Raw genomic sequence first — 18,676 nt, 5'->3', positions numbered from 1 at the left:
AAATAACGTAAAGGTTAAACCGATAATAGATAAAATTTTCTTTTCGGTGCGACTACAAAATGAGATAACTGCTAATATAATTGCTATACCAGCGGAAGTTAATATGAAGTATACGAAAGGAGCTACGTAATCTACTCCAACTCTTTCTAAAATAGGGAGAAAGAGATTAATATTTTGTTTGCTTCACTTTTTTTCGGCACTCTACAGCTAGATGGTATTACTGACACGTACAAGTTATCAACAATCTTTATGTTGAAAGAATCTTAGCGTACGAAATTCGCGTTTTGTTGGTGCTACCACATCTCTATTAAGCTAACAGATGCAATCACCTTCAACTATCCCTTATCAGATACAAGGTAACAGATGTTTTTATAATTTGAAAGACGAGGAAACGAACTTGGAGGGAGTATTGGAAGCATACAATAAATACATTGAGGGGGCATGTTTGAGAAGATTAAATCAATGGAAAAGGAAATGATTCTTAAGTCTGGGCTATGGACCTATTCTCCCGTTCTAATTAACTAAAAGAAGAACTTCCCCATACCGATTAGACTACTAAGCATTCCTATTCCATTCATGGTGCCTTTTCCTACTGTAAGTAAGTTTCCAAGCATTCCTGCCTGACCGTTACCTCCGTTATTCCCCCATCCCATGGGACTTACCTGTCCTCCCCACCCTGGAGGGTTTCCAAAAACACCCGAGTTATTGGTACTAAAGTTAAAAGCCTTGGCTGGCGGCGATAGTAAAGCGGCAAGATGACCTTGTGCGAACATCCCTGTATGATTGAATGGTTGGGCCCAGGGGAAGGGATGTTTTTGAAAATTAAAACCTGCATGGCCTGGTAATGGAATCCAATTAGCAGGATGTCCTTGGGGCATCATCCCTGCATAATGGATTGGCTGACCCCAAGAGAAGGGAGGGGGTTGGGGATTGAAACCCGTATAATTGGTTGGTGAATCCCAACCAAATGGATAGACTCGACAACTCCAATTCCCAGGAATCTTCAGACCATTCATTTCCTCAGCTTTAGTTATTTGGGGCTGTGAATATAATGATGACATTGAAATTTGGTTATTATATTGCCCCCCGATTCCCTTTGAATCCAAATACCAATATTGGTGCATAAGCTTATTCCCCTCACTTTAAAAATGTAATGTTAGACTTAGCCTATGTAATATTCCTTTTTATGGATGGTTACATAACTAGATTTACAAGCCCGTATTTAAAAGAATGGGTGTGTGGTCTTGTTGATTTATCCCGCTATTTGCGGGCAGTCCCCCCTCAAAATTCAGCGAAAGCAAAGAAGTTTGAGGGGGGACTGCCTGTAAAAGTCCCACTGAGTAAAGTTTCACTTTATTTTAGAAGGGTATTTTCAGTTGCTCCTTTTGTTTATTTCAGCCTAATTTAATTTCGGTTAACAAATGTGTTTAAATAAACATTCAAAATCTTATTTAAATGTTTATAAAGGTTTAATCAATAAAAAAGATTTTAAAATGTTATGTTGAGCAAATAGAATTGCTAAAAAGAGAATATCCATTCGAAGAGTTTGGCAAAATACTGCAAGGATAATGTATTCTTGTGCAGATATGCAAACGATTTAAACTAATCAATGAATTTATAATGAAGGGGCAAATAAATATATGAGTGAAACATTACATAAAAGAAAACCACCATATTTAATGCTTGTAATACTTTTTATTGGGGCATTTGTTTCATTTCTAAACAACTCGCTTTTAAATGTAGCCTTGCCATCAATAATGAAGGATTTAGACATTAAAGATTATTCAACGATCCAGTGGCTTTCTACAGGGTATATGCTTGTAAGTGGTATATTAATTCCGGCATCAGCATTTTTAATAACCCGCTTCTCCAATAGGAGCTTATTTATTACATCTATGGTGATTTTTATTCTTGGTACGGCCTTAGCGGCTTTAGCACCGAACTTTGGTTTATTACTTACTGGCCGGATGGTTCAAGCAGCAGGTTCTTCAGTCATGGGGCCTTTGTTAATGAATATTATGCTAGTAAGCTTTCCAAGAGAAAAAAGGGGAACCGCAATGGGGATTTTTGGATTAGTTATGATTACAGCTCCAGCAATTGGACCGACACTATCAGGTTATATTGTAGAGTATTATGACTGGCGTTTGCTTTTTGAAATGATTTTACCGTTAGCAATCATTAGTTTACTGTTAGGGATTTGGAAATCTGAGAATGTCATGAGGCAAAACAAAAATGCAAAACTTGATTATCTCTCATTACTATTATCTTCTGTCGGTTTTGGCGGTTTGTTATATGGATTCAGTTCTGCAAGCTCCGATGGTTGGACGAATAAAGTTGTCTTAACAACCTTAATCATAGGCGCTATTGCCCTAATTACTTTCATTATCCGTCAATTAAAAATGAATGAGCCGTTATTGGATTTACGTGTTTACAAGTACCCAATGTTTGCACTTGCGTCTGTAATTGCAATTGTCAACGCGGTGGCCATGTTTTCGGGTATGATTTTAACACCAGCTTATGTACAAAACGTCCGTGGTATTTCGCCGCTGAACTCTGGGCTGATGATGCTTCCAGGTGCGGTAATAATGGGGGTTATGTCACCAATTACAGGTAAACTATTTGATAAATATGGCCCTCGGATTCTTGGCATAGTAGGACTTTCCATTACAGCTGTTTCAACTTATATGTTGGCAAACCTGCAAATTGACTCTAGTCACACACATATTATTCTTATTTACACACTGCGGATGTTTGGGATGGCAATGGTGATGATGCCACTTATGACAAATGGCCTTAATCAATTGCCAACTCGCTTAAATCCGCACGGTACGGCTGTTAATAATACAGCTCAACAAGTGTCCGGTTCGATTGGTACTGCTATTCTTGTTACGATTATGAATTCTGTAACAACAACAAAAGCTGAAAGTCTAATGTCGGATGTAGATTCAACGACCTTCACAGAAGCTACGAAGGCAGTATTAACTCAGAAGGCTTTATTATCGGGAATTCAATATTCATTCTATGTAGCGCTTGGCATGAATGTTGTTGCACTGCTATTAGTTTTTTTCGTTAAACGTGTAGATACAAGCGCGGAAGCTGTCGAGAGGTTAAATCGATAGAGAAAAATAAAACTCTAGATAATGATTCCTACAAGTTTTTTTGCTGATTAGTTAGACAAGGAAGCTTTTATCTGGTAGTTATCAAATCAAAGAAACTTCCAGTGAAATTTGCATTGAAAAATATTGAAAATAGGAGTGAGTGAAAAACGTAGGGGATTCCTCTACGTTTTTTTATGTGAACATTAATAAGGTGTTCAACACTAGCCATGATAATGATCTTTTCACCTTATTACGGGTAGTGGCAGCTTCGCTGGTACTACCCGTAATATTGAATTCCTGCTCCCGCCACTTTGTGTCCACCAGCTTTGTAATATGTTTGCCGTAAACTTGGATTGAAAAGCTGCAGACGTCAACTGGAGTGCCTCTGCATATTTACCTTGTTGGAGATATGCAAAAAATAAAGACGTACGCTCCGTTAATGAGACTTGTTTCTTTTCTGCAGTTTGTGCCCCTTGTGTATCCCCATGAATAGCTGTTGTAAGCGGAAAAGAAGAAACACCTAAAGAAAAGAGTAGGGTAAAAGAAAGTGCTGATTTTTGTAACTTCTTTTTTTTCATCCTGTTTAACCTCCAAAATGTAATGGTATGAAATGGGTATGGTAATTAGTGGAATGTTTCCCTATTGGGGTTTCGTTACATGTAAGGGGGAATCCTGCATACATATCATAAAAAGCCCGTTTGAAAGAGTGGAGGAGTTAAGCAATGGATTTATACATAAATCTTTGCTAAATCATAGAAATCGATCGTTTTTCCAATAATGATTCCAATCCCGTTATGATGTAGGGGAAGAAAAACAAGAAGAGAGGGAGGCATACGATGAAGAAATTTTTATGGTTCATTTCTACATTGTGCATGTTTGATTGGTAACAGGGTGTAGTAGCAAAGATGACACTGGAATTTCCATTACCCCATACCGAAAAAAAAGGGTATAGGTATACTTTCCTGTTTAAAATATTGTTCGTATAGGAAGCGAATAAGCTTCCTATACGAACAACATTACATATTAATAATTTAGAGGGTTTTAAAAAGAAAGAGGTGGTTTTTAAATGTATAATGAGTCAATATATTATCCTTATATAAATTATGATCAATACTTCGATCGTCAATTCTCTGGTCCTCAGATTCCAGGTATACCTGGAATGCCAGGTTTTCCGGGTGTACCAGGCTTTCCGGGCGTACCAAGTATTCCAGGACAGCAAAGCTCACAAGCTCCAACATCTCCCCCCCCATCATTTATTCCTCAACAATCAACAGCTTCACCATTTGCTGTTGATCCAGGAGCAATTTCATTATGTTTATTTCGAAATACTTATATATGGCTTAGTAATGGTGAACAATTTTGGTATTTCCCAATTTTTGTAGGACCAAGGTCTGTTGCTGGTTTTAGATGGAACGGTAGGTTTTGGGTTATTTTTGGAATTGATACGAGAAGGATTATTTCATTTACATGTTTTTAAAAATTATAGAGTAACGATAGAGGTTTAATTATATAAACAAAAGAGGTATTTGAATGAAAAAATTTCAATCATTTGATGGTACAATAACTATGATTAACGATTTTGTAACAGGGTCAAACGAAGATATAGGATGTAATAAATTAATGTCTGTAGATAATGGTTATGGGAATCTAATAAATTTTGTAGTGAAACCAAATACGTATTTTATCGACTATGCAACGGTAGTAGTAGGAGATAAAGTAACTGGGTTTTACGATGCCAACGCTCCTGCTCCTCTTATTTTCCCACCACAATTTCAAGCGATTGTTATGGCAAAATATACACCGCATCAAAATGTAAAAGTAGACTATTTTAATGAACAGTTGGAGAGTAGTGATGGAAAATTAAAATTAAATATTTCTCCTTCTACTCAAATTTTATTAACAAATGGTCAATTCTTTACAGGTAATCTTGTAAATCGAAATTTAATAGCTATTTATAGTTTTACAACAATGAGTATACCAGCTCAAACTACACCATATAAAATCATTGTTTTGTGTCAAAAGTGATTTCTATTCTAAAGGGTCTCTCGGTTTATCAAACTACAATCCATTGTAGAATCAAAAATTTTATCCATCTTATTGACCAGGATCATAGGCATGTCAAGAGACGTTTTGCTAAATCTGCAGGATTTCAAAATCTTCGTCATGCTTCACGTACAATAAAAGGTATCGAGACCATTCATGCCCTATATAAACAACGGCGAAGTCTTCAAAGAGACTCCGCCTTTTCAACGTACAATAGACTTCAACAATTACAGATTTTCCGAACGGGAAAGCCCACTACGGTGCGATAGCACCCACTTTAGGGGTGGGATGAGAGTGAGGTCAAATGCGATGTACAAATAAAACACCGAATGTACGTTCTGTACATCGAGGATTTGAAATGGTATAATTTTCATAATAGACAAGTAAAAATCTCTAAAACAATCTTGTTCTCTGAAAACAGAATACATATGAGGTTGGAGTAACAAATTCTTCTACTCTGTAAAATGTATTGAGTCGTCAAGCACAAGACGCTAAAACACATTTGAGAACTCACAATCTGACTCGTTTGGTAATAGAACGAGTGCCGTATCTGCTATATGCACTGGATACGGAGTGGTGATGGCACACCGCAATCTTACACGTCAGCGATACTAGAAATAGACTTCGCCTTTGGTAGCAAGAATTCCACTGACGTTAGTCAGCTTGTGGCTTTAGCCGTGGGAGTGTCAACATCTGATTCAACAAGATTGTTTCCCCTAAGTTGATGGACATGTATGGTGATCCCACATCCATGAACTTAAGAAAAGCAAATACCTCAAAACAAAAAACACACTCGTTCTGATTAGGAACGAGTGTGTTTAGGTTATCTGAAAGGTACAAACTTCCATGAGCTAGGTTTTTGTGTTTTTCCCCCTAGTACAATCCAACTTTTCTCTGCATTTATATTCTTATAATTTAATGGATAGTCATCTGTAAAAATATTATATTCTGTAGGTTTATCCGGGTTAATTTGAATTTTAAAGTCAGCTAAACTATCAGATTTTTGAGCAAGGTGAATCCAACTAGAATAATTAGACCAATTTAAATATTGAAACTGATCGTAATTTGAGTGCTTCATGCGAAGATATATACTCTCCCCGTGGTGTAGCTTTGCATCATTTTCTTTGTAGAATTCAAATTCTATAGGTGTACCAGATAAAGCATTGTCCTTATTATTTGCAAGTAAAACATAATCGTAACGATTTGCTACATACCATTCAAATGTTAGACCTTGATAAGGAGATTCACTTGGTACGATATAATAGTTTTTCCCTGCTTCTATGACGTTTCCTTCTATATCATAGATTAATGCGGTCTCTATACTTGGAGCTTTCACATTTTTAGTAAAAGTTTTAAACCAAAGATTTAAGAAACCTGCTGTATTGCGTTGAGCTTCTCCTAAGCTTCGCTGCACAGCTGGGGTAACCATTTCTTGCCACAATTGCGCCTTACCACTATTATAATACTTAAATGTTTTATCATTAGTAATATTTTGGATTTCAGGTTTAGCTACTCGGGCTGCATAATCAATCCATTCTTCAGGTGTGGATAGAGAGTCGTTATAATTCCCTCCAATATTGACTGCAAATTGATTTTGAATGGTTGTAACATAATTTTCAAAGTAGCTATGATATTTTATAGCTCTCGTATCAATTGCGGTAAAATTTGCTGCATGCATAGGTTGGGTAGCATCTGTAAAGTAGTGCGTGGCTACTCCTAAGTAATAGAAAGCTTTTTCATAGTCTTTATTTCTTAAATGTTCTCCAGATTCATAAAAGTATTTCTTGCCTTGTGTAAGAGCCGTTGGATTTGTTTCTCCTCTATAATTTTCTTTAGTATCAGGGTCATAAAAATGAGATTTCCATCCGCCTTTAAAAACACCGCCTATTCCTGTTCCGCCATCGTTAAACTCTGCATTATAATCTGCATCATATAATCCTTTAGAAAATAGATCTTTATATTGCGGATAATTTAAAAAGTCCACAGCCTGCTTATTTGCTTCAACATTAGATTCTGTTTTCATAATTTCAATAGCTTGTTTTGCAATCCATAAATGTGTACTTTTATCAGAATGATACGGAGCTTCTGCAGACCATCGAGCGGTAATAGGATCATTGTCAGTTAAATCAATTTGATCGAGATGAGCATAACTACTTTGAGGAGCTACTCCTAAAATAGTTAAAGTCATTCCAGCTATACATAGTGTTGATGTGATTTTTTTCATTTTTTATTCCTTTCTAAATATGAAGATATAAGTATTATAAATACATCAATATCATGAAGATAGAGGAACCTAATATGTAATATTGCATATTAATAAATTTATATGAGTATATATAACATGAAAATCACTATAACGAACATGCAGGTTTCCTTTTTTATTTGTTATTTTTATCAGTAAAGTAGACCACATATCAGCTTCAGATACTTGTTTTATGATACAAGTAATCAAACAAAAGGAGGGCCATACAACATAATTACACCATTATTAACAGGGCACTCTTTTAAGTACAGGAGATTATTAGCAGGTGGAGAAAATGTTGAAGATGTACAGGCAGATAAACATATTCCATATGAAAAAAAATGAATTGCAGCAAACTCTAGAAAAGTACGATTCGAAGGAGTTTGGGTTATAAAAAGAAAATAGATAAATTGACAAGAGAAAAGCACTTTGTGTATATCACAGGTGTTTTTTATTTTCATTTTGATATAGGGCTTGAATTAAATTCCCATGTTTTTTTGCAGCCATTCAATAATGAATATGTACATATTCATTATTGAAATTAGTAATAATAAAATGTATTATTGAAAAGCACTATTTATAATTCAAGTAATCAAGGCTATGTATCCATAATAATTTGAACATTCAGAAATTATAATATTAATCATAAAAATGAGGTGAGGTTAATAGAAACAGTACATATTAAATGGTATGGATTGTATAGTTTAAATGATTTTTATAATAGAGAAGAAGCTTTTAAGAAGGGAATATTTGCAATCTCTAGAGTATATGCTAAGAATGAAACATTGATCTATATAGGAAAAACCAAAAGAAGCTTTATACAAAAGATAAGGGAACTTAATAAAGATTGGATTTTTGATGAAAGCGAATTAAAGATTACATTAGGAATAATAGAGTCTCCTAGTGGTGAAAGTTACTCTGAAAAAAAGGTAAAAGAGATAAAATCCCTTTTGATTTTACGACATACCCCAGTAGAAAACAACACATCTTTATTGTACCATAGAGGGCAGTTTAATTTGAAAATTATAAATAAGGGAAGAAGGGGCTTAATTGTTAAAAAGATTTCTACAGGAGATCTAATGTGGACGTAATTGGAATCACCTTTGAATAAAATTGAAGGTTTCTTACGAACAGATGCTTATCAATTTTTAATGTATTAAAATATTTTTGAATAACATATGTCAGATGCTTGAAACAACACAAATTTTATTATGATATGAAATCTTGTATGGGAATTGTAATTCATTTCCATTGTTTAATGAAAATATTAAGAATTATAAGGATAATGCATAAAGATTAGAAGAGAAAATAAACTCGGAGGTTTAAAAAATGGGACAAGGAAGCAGGTTTCAAGAAAAACAACAAAATCGTCGTAAAAAGGTGATTTTTAATATTGCATTTACTTTGGTATTAGTGACAGTTGGTATAGTGACATACCAGTTGTTTTCCCCTTCTGATACATCAAAGAAAGCAATTGCTCAAGAAAAGAAAGCAACAAAGATAGAAGAGAAGAAACATAAAGAGAAAGAAGCAGCGCAGTTAGAAGAGAAGAAACGTGAAGTGAAAGAAGCAGCGCAGTTAGAAGAGAAGGAACGTGAGGAGAGAGAAGCAACACTGTTAGAAGAGAAGAAACGTGAAGAGAGAGAAGCAGCACTGTTAGAAGAGAAGAAAAATGAAGAGAAAGAAGCAGCACTGTTAGAAGAGAAACAAAAAGCAGAAAAATCGGTATCTCAAGAAAAGGGTTCTCAAACTAATCCTTCTTGGAAGCCAATTGGTACAAAGCAAGGAGCAAAACCTGCAATGCAATTTAAAGAAGGAACAGTAGATTGGAATGAGATGAAAAAAGCAATTTCTTATGCTGTTGATGCTCCAGAGGGTCAATTGATTTTTGATTTTATTGGAAATAATGGTGAAAATAAAGCCTACGGTAATGTACGAGATAAGCAAAGTAATAAAAAATATAAGGTTGATATTGATTGGGTAGAGAATCAGGGCTGGAAACCAGTATCTGTTCAAGTAGTAAAATAAACTTGGTTCTATATGATGTTTGAATTATTTGACACCCCCACCCCTAAAGGGGCAAGCTGACTAACATCAGTGGTGTTCTTGCTACCAAAGGAGAAGTCCATTTCTGGTATCGCTGACGTGCAAGGTTGCGGTGTGTCATCACCACTCTCACGACAGACCGTATAGGTTCGGGAGCTACGGTACTATCACCATACCGTACAGGTTCGTGTTCAGATGTTTAGCGTCTTGTTCTTGACGACACATATCACATTTTACCAGTAGCATGAATTCGGCGTCATCTCAAACAAATGAATAACTCATGGAGAGTGGACGAAACATACATAAAAATAAAAGGACAATGGATGTATTTATATCGTGCCGTTGATTCTGAAGGAAACACGATTGACTTTTATTTGAGTAAATCTAGAAATCATAAGGCTGCAAAGCGCTTTTTCAAGAAAGCTTTGCAGTCTTTTCATGTTTCAAAGCCTCGTGTTATAACAGTCGATAAGAATCCTGCTTATCCAATTGCTATCGAACAGTTGGGGGAAGAAAAAGGATACCAATGGGCACCAAAATCCGAAGGATAAAATATTTGAAAAATATAGTAGAACAAGATCATCGTTTTATTAAAAAACGTATACGCTCTATGTTGGGATTTAAATCATACAAAACATCAGCCGCTATATTGAGTGGTGTTGAAGCCATGCATATGCTCAAAAAAGAACAAATTGATTTGCAGGATCAGTCTGTCCAAAATCGGAATATTTTTATGAGCCGGCTGTTTGGATTAACTGCTTAACAGGTGATTCCGTTAGGAATCCTTGATTCTTTTTTACTTATCATTTTTCACACCAGAACCATACATTCTATCAATAAGAGAAATATGTAATTATGCATATCTTTTTTTATTATTTCGGTAGTATCAAAACTTAATATGTAATTAAAAGGTTTTTTAATGAATTGATAAGGAGATGCGAGTATGAAGAAAATCATAGGACTTATAGTATTATTATTTTCTACTTATGTACCAACGTTTACAGAAGCAGCCGAAGCTTAAAATAAAGTAGGCTGGGTGAGGAAAATAGAGAGCCTGCTCGTAATGAGTAGACCTTTTTTATAAAGTTTCTTTATGGGAAATCTTTTATATATTCATTATAGATCATATTCACAATGTCAGTCCTTGATACGTCTGTAAAAACGTATCAAAAAGTGTACTTTTTAATTAAGTAAATGTCCCTTTTTCGGGGAGATGAGCAAAAACACCCAATTTAAAAATTTTTACAACAGAAACAGATAACATGATAAAGTATTGATTACTGTGCATGTAATTATAATAAAAGAGCCTTCCCAAATGGTGCATTTAATAGTGGTATAATATACGATTTTAGGAAATTAATAGCATATTATACCACTATTATTTACCTAATTTCCAAGAAATAGAGGTGATTGTAGGGTGACTAAACCTTTTGAAAAAAATAGTCGTTATATGGTTGGATTGGACAGTCTAAGGGGCCTAGCTATACTAGGTGTAATTTTGTATCATATTAATTTTAATTGGATGCCTGGAGGGTTTTTAGGAGTTACTGTATTTTTTGTACTTTCAGGTTATTTAATTACAGATATTCTAGCGATGGAGTGGAAGAGAAATAAGAGAATTGATTTAAAAAAATTCTGGCTTAGTAGGGCAAGGAGATTACTTCCTGGAATGCTTGTTATGCTCGTTATAACGTTGGCATGGATTACGATTTTTCATAGTTCTTTACTTGAAAAAATGCGCGGAGATTCATTAGCGGCGTTATTTTATGTTAGTAACTGGTGGTATATTTATCATAAATTATCGTACTTTGATAATTTTGACCAGCTTTCTCCATTGAATCATTTTTGGTCGTTAGCAGTTGAGGAACAATTCTATGTTGTTTGGCCGTTTATCATTAGTTTAGGACTTTACTACATAAAAAAACAATCCCGTATGATTTTATTGATTTGTCTGGGAGCTGTTGCTTCAGCTTTAGCGATGGCAATTTTGTATGAACCTGGAGCTGATCCGAGTAGAATTTATTATGGTACAGATACGAGGGCCTTTTCTTTACTTATTGGAGCAGCACTTGCCTTAATTTGGCCAAGCAATAGGCTTGCAAATAAAATTATTCCAAAGGCGCGTCTCATTCTTGATGTAGTGGGAGGAACTGCTCTTATTATTATTTTGCTTATGTTTTGGAAGACGAATCAATATGATCCGTTTCTATACAATGGAGGAATGGTTCTCTTATCAATTGCAACAGCGTTGTTAGTAGCAAATCTTGCTCATCCAGCGAGCCGTATCGCTCAATTTTTACGATTTAGACCTTTACGTTGGATAGGAATAAGGTCGTATGGCATATACCTTTGGCATTATCCGATTCTTACATTGACGACTCCAAAAGTAAATGTTGGAGATTTTTCACTAATAAGAGCAATTCTTCAATTTCTTCTAATTATAATGATTGCGCAAGTTTCATGGAAATATATTGAAAAACCAATTCGACAAGGTGCGCTCCGAAATATTCAGTTTAAGAATTTAAGACTTCAAAATGTCGCTTTAAGTGTTAAGTTAGCTTTAATTTGTGCAGTATTCGTTTCGTCAATAGCCGTTTTTGGGTTATCAAAAGTTAGTAAGGCTAAGGAGAATCCTCAACTAGATAAGGTGGAAGCAGTACAAACACAACCAGCGAAACATCCAGTTGCAGTTTGGGAAAATCCAATTCAAGAGACGCCCAAGAATCAAGAAGAATTAAAAGAAGTAGATTCTGCGCAACCTAAAAATTCTCCCAACATTACAGCGATAGGCGATTCCGTTATGATTGATATTGCTCCATATTTAAAAAATACTTTTCCTGATATTAGGATTGATGCACAGATTGGTCGCCAGCTGTCAAAAGCGATTCCTGTAGTTGAACAGTTAAAGAATGAAGGGAATTTAGGAAACTATGTCATTATTGGGTTAGGCACAAATGGAGCCTTTACTACGGAGCAACTTGTATCATTAATAGAATTAATTGGAAATGAACGTAAAATGATATTTATTAATACGAGGGTACCACGTCCGTGGGAATCAATCGTGAATGAGAGATTGAAAGTGACAGTATCTAAATATCCGAATGTAACTCTAGTCGATTGGTATGCAGCAAGTGCTGGAAAGAGAGACTACTTTGCACCTGATGGTGTGCATTTAACCAAAGTAGGTGCAGAAGCATACGCAGCACTTGTAGTCAAAGCTGTGAATCAATAATTCGATATGCTTTATAAACTTCTGTTGCAAAGTTAATTGAAATATAAAAGATTTATGGTTGAGAAAGACAAATTTTTTACAGTCATCAATAATGAATGGTTTCGATGCCTGTTACTATACGTGAGTCATGACGTAGGCTTTGAAATCCTGTGGATTTGGAAAAGTGTCTGTCGCTATACATGTCGATGGTCATGTTCAGTGAAATTATTAATAGGAAGAAAGAATGTAGCTTCCTAACTTTAAAAATAAGCCCAAAGAATTATTTAATTCTTTGGGCTTATTTTTGAACCAGAATTGGGTATCGTTAGAGAGTTAGAGAGAAGGTGAAAGGAGGTTAGTAGATTAATTTCTTTCACCTTTTTATCATTTTAGCCAAGAAGACTCCTTCCTCAAGGAACGCGAAGTGAGTAGGTGGGGGATGAATTGGCTTCGAATAAGGGATGGCAGGAAGCCATCTTAATTGTTCGACATATATAAACTGTTACTTCACTACCTATCGAATGTACGTTTGTTGTATAATAGATACATATCGAAATGGGGGTGAAACGAATGATGATCAATAAAGCATATAAATTTCGTATCTATCCAAATAAAGCACAAACGACCCTAATCAATAAAACGATTGGCTGTTCTCGTTTTGTATTCAATCATTTCCTATCTCTATGGGATAATGCATACAAAGAAACAGGAAAAGGTTTGACATATGGTACATGCTCTGCCAAACTTCCTGCCATGAAGAAAGAGTTTGTTTGGCTAAAAGAAGTGGATAGTATTGCGATTCAGTCGTCTGTTCGCAACCTTGCGGATGCTTATACACGCCTTTTCAAAAAACAAAACAATGCCCCGCGTTTCAAATCTAAGAAGAACAACATACAATCTTATACCACAAAACAAACAAATGAAAACATTGCCGTTGTAGGAAACAAAATAAAATTGCCAAAACTAGGTCTTGTTCGATTTGCCAAAAGTCGTGAAGTAAAAGGACGTATTTTAAATGCTACGGTTAGACGGAACTCTTCTGGCAGATACTTTGTGTCATTGTTAGTTGAAACAGAAGTACAAGAACTTCCGAAAATAAATTCTTACATTGGAATGGATGTGGGACTAAAAGATTTCGCCATTTTGTCAGATGGAACAACCTATAAAAATCCGAAGTTTTTTCGATCGTTAGAAGAGAAGTTGGTAAAAGCACAGCGTGTTCTTTCTAGAAGAATGAAAGGATCTTCTCGCTGGAATAAACAACGAGTAAAGGTAGCTAGAATTCATGAATACATGGCAAATGCCAGAAAAGATTACTTGGACAAAATCTCAACTGAAATCATCAAAAACCACGATGTTATCGGTATAGAAGATTTGCAAGTATCGAATATGTTAAAGAATCATAAGTTAGCAAAAGCGATTAGTGAGGTAACATGGTCACAGTTTCGAGCCATGTTGGAATATAAAGCGAAATGGTACGGCAAACAAATCATTGTCGTATCGAAAACATTTGCTTCCAGCCAATTATGTTCTTGTTGTGGATATCAAAACAAAGACGTTAAAAATCTAAACCTACGTAAATGGGACTGCCCTTCTTGCCTTACACACCATGATAGGGATATTAACGCAAGTATCAATCTAAAGAATGAAGCGATAAGGCTTCTAACCGCAAGGACTGTGGAGATAGCCTAATAAATTAGAGTTCGATAGAACTTTTTACTTAGGAATCCCCCTCTTCTAAACAAAGTGAAAGTGAGGGTAGTTCAAATCTATAGCATGAACATGTATATTTCATGTTCTTACCTCACTCTTTATTGCTTTGTATTCGCTGTTTAAACTTTTTCGGTAAACAATTATTTTCTTTTTTAAACAACTTATAAAACTGTGACATGTTTGCAATTCCAACTTCGCATCCGACATCTGTAATACTAAGGTCACTTGTTATTAATAAACTTTCAGCTTGTTTGATACGCTTATAATTCACATAATCTAAAAAGGAAATACCCATAATTCTTTTAAAGTATTTTATGAAATAATGATAGCTTAAATTTATTAATGCACATGCTTTGGTTACGGTTATCTTTTCTCCTAAATGATCTTCTACATAATCAAGTACTGGTTTTAAACGAGCGAAGTCGTCTTGTTCACTATAAGTTAATATGTTATGTGTGTCGTTTCTTACTAGTAATAAAAGTAATTTCTTAATGGCAGCACTAATTGCGATTTCATATCCGTTCATTTTCATTTTTGATTCTGTAAAGATTTCTATAATAAGAGCATAAGCCTCATGTTTCACAACTTCATTTTGTTCAAAAATATAGTTTAACTCATTTAAGGGTTTTGTTTGTTCTGAAAAGCAATGTAAATATTGTATAATGCTTCGGTCAAAGTGTTGTTTTAAATTTACTTGAAACACAACGTAGTGTAACGAACCTGCAGAAGGTTTATGTGACCGATGCAACTCAGATTTCCCTAAAATAAAAACATCTCCAGGGCCAAGAACAATATACTTATCCTTATTTTGTATACCTAAATATCCTTCTATAATTGCTAGAAACTCAATCTCTTCATGATAATGCCAAGGGGCACTCTTAATTTGATCACAATAAGAAGTTTCCATAACAATGTCCCATACCTTTAAAAATAGTAATGGATTTTGATAAATAACCTTTTCTTCAATTGCTTTAGCAAGCTTATTACAAACTCCTTCCGTCATAGACGTTTACACCTCCTTATTAGCAATATAACACCTTTATTAAAATGCGATAAGTAAGTTTCCTTATTTCTTATAGAAAAAGGCAACTTTTGATAAAAACATAACGATATATAGCATATTTTTTCAGTGAAAAAATTTCTATAATAATTTCAAATCGAGCAAAAGGAGGATATGATAGTGAATATTTTAAAAGTAGGTGTTATTGGCTGTGGAAGCATCGCGCAGTATCGTCATTTACCAGAATATGAAGCAAACCCATATGTACAGATTGTAGCTGTTTGTGACAGTAATAAAAAACGCGCAAAGGAAATTGCCAATAAGTATGGTGTAAATATGTACACTGACTATAACGAGCTTATCAATTGTGAAGAGTTAGATGCAGTTAGTGTCTGTACACCAAATAATTTACATGCATCAATTTCTATCGCTGTTTTACAATCAGGTATCCATGTACTATGTGAAAAGCCAATGGCGACGTCAAAAAAAGATGCAGAAATGATGATTGAAGCTGCTGAAAAAAGTGGTAAAAAGTTAATGATTGGTCATAACCAGCGTTTTGTTGCTTCTCACCAAAAGGCAAAACAATTGATTGAAAATGGAGAAATCGGAAAAATATATAGCTTCCGTACAGCATTTGGTCATAGTGGTCCTGAAAATTGGAGTGTAGATGGAAAAGAGAGCTGGTTCTTTAAAAAAGATGAAGCGTTTCTTGGTGCAATGGGTGATTTGGGTGTACATAAGGCGGATTTAATTCGGTATATTCTTAATGAAGAAATTACGGAAGTTGGTGCCTTTGTTGAGACGAGTGCAAAAACATTTTCGAATGTAGATGATTGTGCAGTATGTATGTTGAAAACCGAAAGTGGCATTATCGGATCACTTGCAGCAAGTTGGTCTTACGTTAGCAAAGAAGATAATTCAACAATTATTTATGGTGAAAAGGCCACTCTTCGCTTAGAAGATGATCCAACTTACTCACTCATTCTTCAATATAAAAATGGTGAAGTTGTAAAATATGAGCTTGATAAAATTCATTCGAATGCTGCAGTTGGTCAAAGTAATTCACATGTGATTGAGCAGTTTGTAGAGTCTATCCTTTCTGATAAAGAGCCGTTAATTAATGGTGTAGAAGGAATGAAATCGCTAGAAGTCATTTTAGCAGCCATACAATCTAGTGAAACAAAACAAATTGTTACAATTCCATTATGAGAAAAGGTGAAGACGTGAAGAAACTACGCATTGGAATAATAGGGGCCGGAGGAATTGCACAAGGTCGCCATATCCCTGCATTTGTAAAGTTACATGAATATTGTACGATTACGGCTATACATGATAGAAACATAGAACGCGCAAAACAAATCGCTGAAACATATAACATTCCTTATGTATTTGAAACGTATGAAGAAGTCTTTAAAGAAGTTGATGCTGTTTGTATTTGTACACCGAATAAGTTTCATGCTGAGATTTCTATCGCAGCATTACAAGCAGGGAAACATGTATTATGCGAAAAACCGATGGCTTTAACAGCGGCAGAATGCGAAAAAATGATAGAATCTGCAAAAAACAGCGGCAAAAAACTTACTATTGCTTATCATTATCGTTATATGAAAGAATCGCAAGTTGCAAAACAAATGATGATAGGTGAGATTGGCACACCTCTTGTTGTTCGTGTAAAAGCACTCCGTCGCCGAAAAGTACCAGGCTGGGGCGTTTTCACAAATAAAGAATTACAAGGCGGAGGAAGTTTAATAGATTACGGTTGTCATCTTCTTGATTTAGCACTTTGGTTAATTGGAAATCCAAAACAAACGGAAGTCATTGGTAGTGTCTATAATGCCGTTAGTAAGCTACCAAATCAAGTAAACATGTGGGGGAAATATGATTATAAAACATTTCAAGTTGATGATCATGTTACCGCATACATAAAGTTTGAAACTGGGGCATCATTGTTATTTGAAGCTTCTTGGGCAGCAAATATTAAAAATGATGAAGAATATTTGAGTATCTCCGGAGTAAACGGTGGAATAAATGTTTTTCCAATTGAATTATATACAACAAAACATAATATGATATTAAATAGTGAACCTGTTTGGATAGCAAATAACGGCGATCCTGGAATTTTGCAAGCAGAAAACTTTGTAAAAGCTTGCTTATACGATGAAGAATTAATTGTAAAGTCTGAGGAATCGCTGCAAGTATCGCAAATTATTGATGCAATTTACGAAAGTAGTAACACACACGAAGAAGGGACGGGAAGATAAATGAAATTAGGAGTATTTACAACACTTTTCTCTCACATGGAATTTGAAGAAATGTTAGATTATGTACAAGCAGCCGGTTTGCATGCAGTAGAAATTGGTACAGGTTGTTATCCTGGAGGTTCGCACTGTAACTTAGATGTATTATTAGAAAGTGAACAGGCCAGAAGCGCATATATAGAACATGTACAAAAAAGAGACTTAATCATTAGCGCTTTTAGTTGTCACGGAAATCCGTTATCCCCAGATGCTGCTTTTGCAACAGAATCTCATGAAACATTGTTAAAAACCATTCAACTAGCTTCACTACTAGACGTACCTGTTGTGAATTGTTTTTCAGGTGTAGCAGGTGACCATGAAAGCGCAAAATACCCGAATTGGCCTGTTGCACCATGGCCAAATGAATACAATGATATTTTAAAATGGCAATGGGAAGAAAAGCTCATTCCTTATTGGAAACAAGTTGGTGAATTTGCAAAAGAACATGGTGTGAAAATTGGTTTAGAACTTCACGGTGGTTTCTTAGTACATACTCCATATACATTACTAAAACTACGTGAAGAGACATGCAATGCGATAGGTGCTAACTTAGACCCTAGTCATTTATGGTGGCAAGGAATTGACCCTGTCGCTGCTATTAAGTTATTAATGAAAGAAAATGCAATTTATCACTTTCATGCAAAAGACACTTACATCGATCAAGAGAATGTAAATATGTATGGTTTAACAGACATGCAGCCCTACGATAAAGTGGAAACAAGAGCCTGGACGTTCCGTTCTGTTGGCTGTGGCCATAGCTTAGAAGAATGGTCGCAAATGATGAGTGCACTTCGTACATATGGATATGATTATGTTGTAAGTATTGAACATGAAGATCCACTCATGTCTGTTCAAGAAGGATTTAAACGTGCCACAAAAAATCTTCAATCTATTTTAATTGAAGAAAATCCTTCACAGATGTGGTGGGTGTAACTTCGTTTGAAAAAGAAATGAGTAACATTTTTTTTCAGAGAAGCCATTCGTAAAAGAATATTAGCTTCTCTTTTTTTAGAGACTCGGAAT

At 35.1% G+C, this 18,676-nt stretch carries 15 protein-coding genes and 4 pseudogenes; 14 read left to right on the top strand and 5 right to left on the bottom strand.

Features of this window, described 5'->3' with window-relative positions; genetic code table 11:
- Positions 1-521: 521 nt before the first annotated feature.
- On the bottom strand, positions 522-1,124 hold the full coding sequence (locus tag QCI77_RS16055) for a hypothetical protein (protein ID WP_353825228.1): 603 nt from the start codon (positions 1,122-1,124) through the stop codon (positions 522-524).
- Positions 1,125-1,186: 62 nt separating this feature from the next.
- Between QCI77_RS16055 and QCI77_RS16050 the strand changes: the two genes are divergently transcribed.
- Together QCI77_RS16050 and QCI77_RS16045 are read left to right on the top strand one after the other, a co-directional pair.
- On the top strand, positions 1,187-1,408 hold the full coding sequence (locus tag QCI77_RS16050; protein ID WP_353825227.1) for a hypothetical protein: 222 nt from the start codon (positions 1,187-1,189) through the stop codon (positions 1,406-1,408).
- A gap of 232 nt (positions 1,409-1,640) precedes the next feature.
- The gene (locus QCI77_RS16045) at positions 1,641-3,119 is read left to right on the top strand and encodes a DHA2 family efflux MFS transporter permease subunit (protein WP_113769966.1); all 1,479 of its coding nucleotides are present in this window, start codon (positions 1,641-1,643) and stop codon (positions 3,117-3,119) included.
- Between the two features lie 275 nt (positions 3,120-3,394).
- On the opposite strand, the pseudogene QCI77_RS16040 reads toward QCI77_RS16045, so the two are convergent.
- A pseudogene (locus tag QCI77_RS16040) lies at positions 3,395-3,676 on the bottom strand (hydrolase); the annotation flags it as partial.
- A 488-nt stretch (positions 3,677-4,164) separates the two neighbouring features.
- Between QCI77_RS16040 and QCI77_RS16035 the strand changes: the two are divergent.
- From QCI77_RS16035 to QCI77_RS16025, 3 genes and pseudogenes are all read left to right on the top strand, one after another.
- Positions 4,165-4,575: a hypothetical protein gene (locus QCI77_RS16035; RefSeq protein ID WP_002165437.1), complete on the top strand. Its 411-nt coding sequence runs from the start codon at positions 4,165-4,167 to the stop codon at positions 4,573-4,575.
- Between the two features lie 53 nt (positions 4,576-4,628).
- Positions 4,629-5,123, top strand: coding sequence for a hypothetical protein (locus tag QCI77_RS16030; protein WP_002013693.1), 495 nt, complete (start codon positions 4,629-4,631; stop codon positions 5,121-5,123).
- A 23-nt stretch (positions 5,124-5,146) separates the two neighbouring features.
- A pseudogene (locus QCI77_RS16025) lies at positions 5,147-5,410 on the top strand (DDE-type integrase/transposase/recombinase); the annotation flags it as partial.
- A 554-nt stretch (positions 5,411-5,964) separates the two neighbouring features.
- Here the strand turns inward: QCI77_RS16025 and QCI77_RS16020 are convergent.
- Positions 5,965-7,365 (bottom strand): zinc dependent phospholipase C family protein, encoded by a 1,401-nt coding sequence (locus QCI77_RS16020; RefSeq protein WP_113769969.1) that lies wholly within the window; start codon positions 7,363-7,365, stop codon positions 5,965-5,967.
- A 204-nt stretch (positions 7,366-7,569) separates the two neighbouring features.
- On the opposite strand from QCI77_RS16020, the gene QCI77_RS16015 reads away from it, so the two are divergent.
- The 5 genes and pseudogenes from QCI77_RS16015 to QCI77_RS15995 all read left to right on the top strand — a co-directional run bounded on the left by QCI77_RS16015 (position 7,570) and on the right by QCI77_RS15995 (position 12,661).
- Positions 7,570-7,728: a histidine kinase gene (locus QCI77_RS16015; RefSeq protein ID WP_341087674.1), complete on the top strand. Its 159-nt coding sequence runs from the start codon at positions 7,570-7,572 to the stop codon at positions 7,726-7,728.
- A 311-nt stretch (positions 7,729-8,039) separates the two neighbouring features.
- Entirely contained in the window at positions 8,040-8,474 is a 435-nt protein-coding gene (locus QCI77_RS16010; protein ID WP_002013690.1) for a hypothetical protein, read from the top strand.
- Positions 8,475-8,712: 238 nt separating this feature from the next.
- Positions 8,713-9,411, top strand: coding sequence for a YrrS family protein (locus QCI77_RS16005; protein WP_353825226.1), 699 nt, complete (start codon positions 8,713-8,715; stop codon positions 9,409-9,411).
- Between the two features lie 266 nt (positions 9,412-9,677).
- A pseudogene (locus QCI77_RS16000) lies at positions 9,678-10,192 on the top strand (IS6 family transposase); the annotation flags it as partial.
- A 654-nt stretch (positions 10,193-10,846) separates the two neighbouring features.
- Positions 10,847-12,661 carry an acyltransferase family protein gene (locus QCI77_RS15995; protein ID WP_353825225.1) on the top strand — a complete coding sequence of 605 codons (1,815 nt, stop codon included), beginning with the start codon at positions 10,847-10,849 and terminating at the stop codon, positions 12,659-12,661.
- A 91-nt stretch (positions 12,662-12,752) separates the two neighbouring features.
- On the opposite strand, the pseudogene QCI77_RS15990 reads toward QCI77_RS15995, so the two are convergent.
- Positions 12,753-12,873: pseudogene (locus QCI77_RS15990) on the bottom strand (IS6 family transposase); the annotation flags it as partial.
- A gap of 337 nt (positions 12,874-13,210) precedes the next feature.
- Between QCI77_RS15990 and tnpB the strand changes: the two are divergent.
- Positions 13,211-14,332, top strand: coding sequence for an IS200/IS605 family element RNA-guided endonuclease TnpB (gene tnpB / locus QCI77_RS15985; protein ID WP_353825224.1), 1,122 nt, complete (start codon positions 13,211-13,213; stop codon positions 14,330-14,332).
- A 112-nt stretch (positions 14,333-14,444) separates the two neighbouring features.
- Here the strand turns inward: tnpB and QCI77_RS15980 are convergent, their stop codons facing one another.
- Positions 14,445-15,356 (bottom strand): helix-turn-helix domain-containing protein, encoded by a 912-nt coding sequence (locus QCI77_RS15980; RefSeq protein WP_113769973.1) that lies wholly within the window; start codon positions 15,354-15,356, stop codon positions 14,445-14,447.
- 177 nt (positions 15,357-15,533) lie between these two features.
- Here QCI77_RS15980 and QCI77_RS15975 point away from each other — a divergent pair, with 177 nt between their 5' ends.
- Genes QCI77_RS15975 through QCI77_RS15965 form a run of 3 tightly spaced genes read left to right on the top strand, consistent with a single transcriptional unit; the run spans position 15,534 to position 18,586 of the window.
- On the top strand, positions 15,534-16,565 hold the full coding sequence (locus QCI77_RS15975) for a Gfo/Idh/MocA family protein (RefSeq protein WP_241138476.1): 1,032 nt from the start codon (positions 15,534-15,536) through the stop codon (positions 16,563-16,565).
- The gene (locus QCI77_RS15970) at positions 16,562-17,617 is read left to right on the top strand and encodes a Gfo/Idh/MocA family protein (protein WP_353825223.1); all 1,056 of its coding nucleotides are present in this window, start codon (positions 16,562-16,564) and stop codon (positions 17,615-17,617) included. Before QCI77_RS15975 ends, QCI77_RS15970 begins: the two co-directional genes overlap by 4 nt.
- Positions 17,618-18,586, top strand: coding sequence for a sugar phosphate isomerase/epimerase family protein (locus tag QCI77_RS15965; RefSeq protein WP_113769976.1), 969 nt, complete (start codon positions 17,618-17,620; stop codon positions 18,584-18,586).
- Positions 18,587-18,676 lie beyond the last annotated feature (90 nt).

It is taken from the genome of Bacillus cereus group sp. MG9 (genome assembly GCF_040459995.1).
Lineage (GTDB): Bacteria > Bacillota > Bacilli > Bacillales > Bacillaceae_G > Bacillus_A > Bacillus_A mycoides.
This window is presented reverse-complemented; position numbering and strand designations above follow the sequence as displayed.